The 5,877-nt window shown below is 37.5% G+C and carries 5 protein-coding genes; 3 read left to right on the forward strand and 2 right to left on the reverse strand.

Annotated elements, in window-relative coordinates; all coding sequences use genetic code 11:
- The 3 genes from BGO88_RS00035 to BGO88_RS00045 all read left to right on the forward strand — a co-directional run.
- Nucleotides 1–329 (forward strand): T9SS type A sorting domain-containing protein (locus tag BGO88_RS00035; protein WP_286705524.1); only part of this gene is annotated, 329 nt, incomplete at its 5' end.
- 301 nt (nucleotides 330–630) lie between these two features.
- Nucleotides 631–2,325 (forward strand): energy-dependent translational throttle protein EttA, encoded by a 1,695-nt coding sequence (gene ettA / locus BGO88_RS00040; RefSeq protein WP_056073210.1) that lies wholly within the window; start codon nucleotides 631–633, stop codon nucleotides 2,323–2,325.
- Nucleotides 2,326–2,394: 69 nt separating this feature from the next.
- Nucleotides 2,395–4,602 carry an ATP-binding protein gene (locus BGO88_RS00045; RefSeq protein WP_101472678.1) on the forward strand — a complete coding sequence of 736 codons (2,208 nt, stop codon included), beginning with the start codon at nucleotides 2,395–2,397 and terminating at the stop codon, nucleotides 4,600–4,602.
- 1 nt (nucleotide 4,603) lies between these two features.
- Here BGO88_RS00045 and BGO88_RS00050 read toward each other — a convergent pair whose 3' ends face one another.
- The gene (locus BGO88_RS00050; protein ID WP_101472677.1) at nucleotides 4,604–5,434 is read right to left on the reverse strand and encodes an endonuclease/exonuclease/phosphatase family protein; all 831 of its coding nucleotides are present in this window, start codon (nucleotides 5,432–5,434) and stop codon (nucleotides 4,604–4,606) included.
- Nucleotides 5,435–5,483: 49 nt separating this feature from the next.
- A partial coding sequence (locus BGO88_RS00055; RefSeq protein ID WP_286705525.1) for a helicase-related protein occupies nucleotides 5,484–5,877 on the reverse strand: 394 nt, incomplete at its 5' end.

The following is a 5,877-nucleotide window of genomic DNA, read 5'->3' on the forward strand; positions in this document are numbered from 1 at the left end:
TGACGATAGGGAATTATGGCGTTGATACCGCATTTGGCCTGCCTTCAACCCCTTATTGGAAAGTGTATCTTACTGGCTCAACATTGGGAACAGACCCTTTTGTTGCTAATAAAAAGGAAATAGTAGTGTACCCAAATCCTTCTAATGGAAAATTTTTGATCAAAGCGGAAACTGAAAATATAAACGTAGTAATCAATGATTTGGCAGGTAGAACCGTATCAAATCAAATTGGAACGACGATTGACTTATCGGGTTATCCGCAAGGTATTTACCTGATGAATATTCAGATTGAAGATGAAATGTTTGTGAAAAAAATCATATTAGAATAAAACATAGGATTAAAATAGGCAGAAGTTTCAATGGCTTCTGCCCAAAATATTAGAATTTGTATTGGAGATATTGCAAAATTCCAACAAATAAAGTCCCTGCTCTCAAGGATTGAATGCTAATTAAACCCAAAACCATCGCTTGCTTTTTTTTTATTTAAGACTATCTTTGTTGCCATAGTTTTAAGTTTTGGCTGATATAAGGTTTAATGTCAAATGAAACCTAATGCGGGAACATTTGAGTAAACAAAAATCCGAAATTAAAACATTGGAAATCAAATATTTAATATAATTTAAATTTTATATGTCAGACGATAAGAAGGTAATTTTTTCGATGCAGAAAGTAAGCAAGACTTACCAAAGCAGCGACAAACAGGTATTAAAAAATATATATCTTAGTTTCTTTTACGGAGCTAAAATCGGTATTCTCGGACTTAACGGTTCGGGAAAATCTTCCTTATTAAGAATCATCGCCGGAGTAGATAAAAACTATCAGGGTGATGTGGTTTTTGCACCGGGTTATACCGTTGGTTATTTAGAGCAGGAGCCGCAACTGGATGAAAACAAAACCGTAATTGAAATTGTAAGAGAAGGTGTGGCTGAAACCATGGCTGTTTTAGACGAGTTCAACAAAATCAACGACCAGTTTGGATTACCGGAAGTTTATGAAGATGCAGACAAAATGCAGAAACTGATGGACCGTCAGGCTGAACTTCAGGATAAGATTGACGCTTTGGGTGCCTGGGAAATCGATACCAAGCTGGAAATTGCTATGGACGCATTGCGTACTCCGGAACCGGATACACCAATTAAAGTGCTTTCCGGAGGAGAAAGAAGACGTGTGGCATTATGCCGACTTTTATTACAACAACCGGACGTACTTTTGCTCGATGAGCCTACCAACCACTTAGATGCTGAATCTGTATTGTGGTTAGAGCAGCACCTCGCACAATATTCCGGAACCGTAATTGCTGTAACCCACGACCGTTATTTCTTAGATAATGTTGCCGGTTGGATTTTGGAATTGGATAGAGGTGAAGGTATTCCGTGGAAAGGAAACTATTCTTCATGGCTTGACCAGAAATCAAACAGAATGGCACAGGAAGAGAAAGTGGCTTCCAAAAGAAGAAAAACATTGGAGCGAGAGTTGGAATGGGTACGCCAGGGAGCCAAAGGCCGCCAGACCAAACAAAAAGCGCGTTTGCAAAACTACGACAAGCTTTTAAACGAAGACCAAAAGCAACTGGATGAAAATCTGGAAATCTATATCCCGAACGGACCTCGTTTGGGAACAAACGTTATCGAGGCTAAAGGCGTAGCAAAAGGCTATGGCGACAAGCTTTTATACGAAGATTTGAATTTTACTTTGCCACAAGCCGGAATTGTGGGTATTATTGGGCCAAACGGTGCCGGTAAGACCACTATTTTCAGAATGATTATGGGCGAGGAAACTCCGGATAAAGGAGAGTTTACTATTGGAGAAACGGTTAAGATTGCTTACGTAGACCAAAGCCACTCTAATATTGACCCTAATAAGTCCATCTGGGAAAACTTCTGCGACGGACAGGAATTAATCATGATGGGAGGAAAGCAGGTAAACTCAAGAGCCTACCTGAGCCGATTTAACTTTGGAGGAAGCGACCAGAATAAAAAAGTAAGTACGCTTTCCGGTGGAGAAAGAAACAGATTGCACCTTGCAATGACCCTAAAAGAAGAAGGAAACGTATTGCTTCTGGATGAGCCTACCAACGATTTGGATATTAATACGCTTCGTGCTTTGGAAGAAGGTCTTGAAAATTTTGCAGGCTGTGCCGTGGTTATTTCCCACGACCGTTGGTTCCTGGACAGAATCTGTACACACATTCTTGCTTTCGAAGGAAATTCTGAAGTTTATTTCTTTGAAGGAAGCTTCTCTGATTATGAAGAAAATAAGAAAAAACGCCTGGGTGGCGACCTGACACCAAAACGTATCAAGTACAAAAAATTAATACGAAATTAAAAAGTAACAAAATCTCGGTTCATACCGGGATTTTTTCATTATATAAGTATATTTGGATAAAAATTATCTATGCCCCGAAATAGAATAATTTCATTTGTTCTTATCTCATTATTTTTTTACAATCAGTCCTTTTCACAGGAGAAAGACTCATTAAACAAAGTAAGGGTTAAGATTTATGATCTCATATGCAAAGCAGATGGCCTACTCATAGACCTGAAATATATGGAATCGCTGCAGGTTTCAAAACAGGCTCTCAATCTGGCTTACAAAAACAAGCAATATGACTATGTTGCGATGTCCTACAATACTATTGCCGGTTGCCATGAAGAACTTTTGAATACAAAAATGGCTCTTGCTTATTATAATAAGGCACTCCAATATTCACTGAAGACCAAAAATGACACCATAAAAGATTGGATTCATAACAATATTGGCAACATCTACAATTTTGTAATTAAAGATTACGATAAAGGAATCTACCATTATAAAAAATCATTACAATACGCCAATAAAGGAAAAGATACCACAGAGATTATCTTTACGGAAATGAACCTGGCCTGGGCTTATTTCAATAAAAAAGATTTTGAACAGGGTTATCCCTATGTTAAAGATGTTGAAAAACATCTTGATAAATATGGCGATATCGAATCGAGAGTGATTGTAAACAATCTCTTAGGAATGTATTACAGCAATAAGGGAGATGCCAGGCGGGCCGGTTTTTATTTCAGGACTGCAATTGATTACGGAATCAGATACAAACAACAAAATGCTCTGGCAGATGCTTATGCCGAATATTCAAAACACCTTTATGAAATAAAAGATTATAAAAATGCATATCTGAATAAAGTCAACTATGAAAAGCTGAAAGATGATTTGCACAATCATGAAAAAATGAAAAGTGCCCAGATAGCAGGTGTTCAGATTGAATTGGATGAATCGAGAAGAAAAATTGATAAAATTGAACTCGAAAAATATGCACAGCAGGAAAATCTGAAAAATTCCAAAATCATCGTTATACTATTCCTGGCCATCCTTATCATTTTACTTCTGTTGCTTTATACTTTCTATAAAAACAGTATCTACAGAAAAAAAGTCAACCAGCAGCTTTTGGAAAGTAATGCCGAATTAAAAATTGCAAAAGACAAGGCCGAAGAATCTTCCAAATTAAAAAGCCAGTTTATTTCTACGGTAACCCACGAATTGAGGACTCCTTTGTATGGCGTCATAGGAGTTACCAATTTAATTCTGGATGAACATAAAGAATTGGAAAATAGCCCACATATCAATTCCTTAAAGTTTTCGGCGCGCTATCTTCTTTCGCTTGTCAATGACCTGCTTCAGATTCATAAAATAGAAGATAAGAAAATTGTTTTGGAGGAATTGCCGCTCAATATTATGGATGAAATTGAAAAGGTCAAGGAAGCCTTACAGTTCATTGCCATCAAAAACAAAAATAAGGTACTCATTGATGTAGGTATAGAAATACCGGAATATCTGATAGGCGATAAACTGCGTTTGTCACAGATTTTGGTAAATCTTACCAGCAATGCCTTAAAATTTACACAAAACGGAACTATACGATTAACCGCAGCATTGGTGAAAAAAGTAGGCAATATACATCACGTCAAATTTGAGATTGTGGATAATGGCTGTGGGATTGCGATAGAAAACCAGAACAAGATTTTTGAAAAATTTGTACAGATAGACCGGAAGGAAGGAGATTATCAGGGAACAGGGCTTGGCTTGTCTATTGTAAAACGTCTTTTGGAGCTTTTAGGAAGTACTATTCAACTGGAAAGTAAGGAAGGAGAGGGCACAACAGTAACATTTATCATTCCTTTTGAATATGATGCCAATGCCACAAAATCTTATATTGAAAACATAGATGTTGATACAACCAATAGTTCTTCCTATAAAATTCTGGTGGTAGAAGACAACAAAATCAACCAGATGGTAACCAAAAAAATCATTGAGAAAAACAATTACAAATGCGTTGTTGTTGATGACGGTTATGCCGCTCTTGAAATTCTTGACAAGGAAAATTTTGATGCTATCCTGATGGATATTAATATGCCGGTCATTAACGGATTTGAAACTACACGAATGATTCGCGACAAAGGTATTGACATTCCTGTAATTGCGCTTACTGCATTTGATAAGGATGAAATTACAGACGAAGCCAAATTGTCCGGAATGGACGACATCCTCATAAAACCATTTGAACCTCTGCGTTTATTTCAGATTATTAACAGCCAGATTGCTAAACATGTACATTAGCTTATCTGAAATTGATTTCGGCATAAATCGGAAGGTGGTCAGATGGATAACGGCAATCTTTTGAATCGCTCAATGTGGCAAACTTAACAACTTCCATCGTATTCCTGTTGATAAAAATATAGTCAATTCTTGTAGTCACCGGCTTATTAAATTCAAAAGCATTAAAAGTACCTTCGGGACCAAATACAATGCCTCTGCATACTTTTTGGGCATCGTCCATTTGTTCCTTAATCAATTGCAATGGTCGCGTATCAGCTTCAAGGTTGAAATCGCCGGTAAGGACAACAGGAAGATTGTCTCTGTTAATTTTTCTGATTTTTTCTAAAATAAGTTTAGAACTTTCGGCTCTGGCAATATCACCAACATGGTCAAAATGCGTATTGAACACCCATACTTTCTTTTTGTTTTTCTTGTTTTGGAACAAACCGTAAGTGCATACTCTGTTATAGGCCGCATCCCAACCTTTTGATGGTTTTTCAGGAGTCTCAGACAGCCAGAAAGTGTTTTCTTCCAAAAGTTTGAACTTATCAGAGTTATAGAAAATAGCACTATGTTCTCCTTTTGATTTTCCATCGTCTCTGCCTTTTCCAATAAAACCATAACCGGTTAGCGTACTGTCAATATAGCTCATCTGTTGCGGTAATGCTTCCTGTACGCCCATAAAATCCGGCATATAGAATTTCACCTGGTCTGTCAGGAATTCTTTTCGTTTTGACCATTGGTTATCGCCATCACTTTGTGTATCGAGACGGATGTTGTAGCTCATGATTTTAAGGTCTTGAGAAAATGTTACCTGACTTGCAAGCAGAAGAAAAAGAAAAACAGATTTCATGGTAGAGGAGATTATATCAGAAATACAAATTTAAGACAAAAAACGCTGGTTAATACCAGCGTTTCTTATTCTTTTTTGAGGCATCCGATTTTCTCGAATTATTTCCTTTAGATTTATTTTTATGACGGAAATCAGGTTTTGCATCCGGATTAGGTTCTTCTTCGTCTTTCCACGGATAGGGATGGTCGCCAATTGTTTTGACATTGACTTTGATGAGTCGCTGAATATCTTTCCAGTAGACTTCTTCGTCTTTGGAACAGAATGATATGGCAATACCACCATTTCCGGCACGTCCGGTTCTTCCAATTCTATGCACATAGGTTTCCGGAACGTTAGGAAGGTCAAAGTTGATGATGTAAGGCAGCTTGTCAATATCGATTCCTCTTGCCGCAATATCGGTAGCAACGAGCACACCAACTTCCTTACTCTTAAAACTGTCCAAT

The sequence above is a fragment of the Flavobacterium sp. 38-13 genome (genome assembly GCF_001899155.1).
GTDB classification, from domain to species: domain Bacteria; phylum Bacteroidota; class Bacteroidia; order Flavobacteriales; family Flavobacteriaceae; genus Flavobacterium; species Flavobacterium lindanitolerans.

What these genes read in the sequence shown, in the direction of transcription:
- BGO88_RS00050 (WP_101472677.1), bottom strand. Translation starts at nt 5,434, where the DNA reads ATGAAATCTGTTTTTCTTTTTCTTCTGCTTGCAAGTCAGGTAACATTT.
- ettA (WP_056073210.1), top strand. Translation starts at nt 631, where the DNA reads ATGTCAGACGATAAGAAGGTAATTTTTTCGATGCAGAAAGTAAGCAAG.
- BGO88_RS00045 (WP_101472678.1), top strand. Translation starts at nt 2,395, where the DNA reads ATGCCCCGAAATAGAATAATTTCATTTGTTCTTATCTCATTATTTTTT.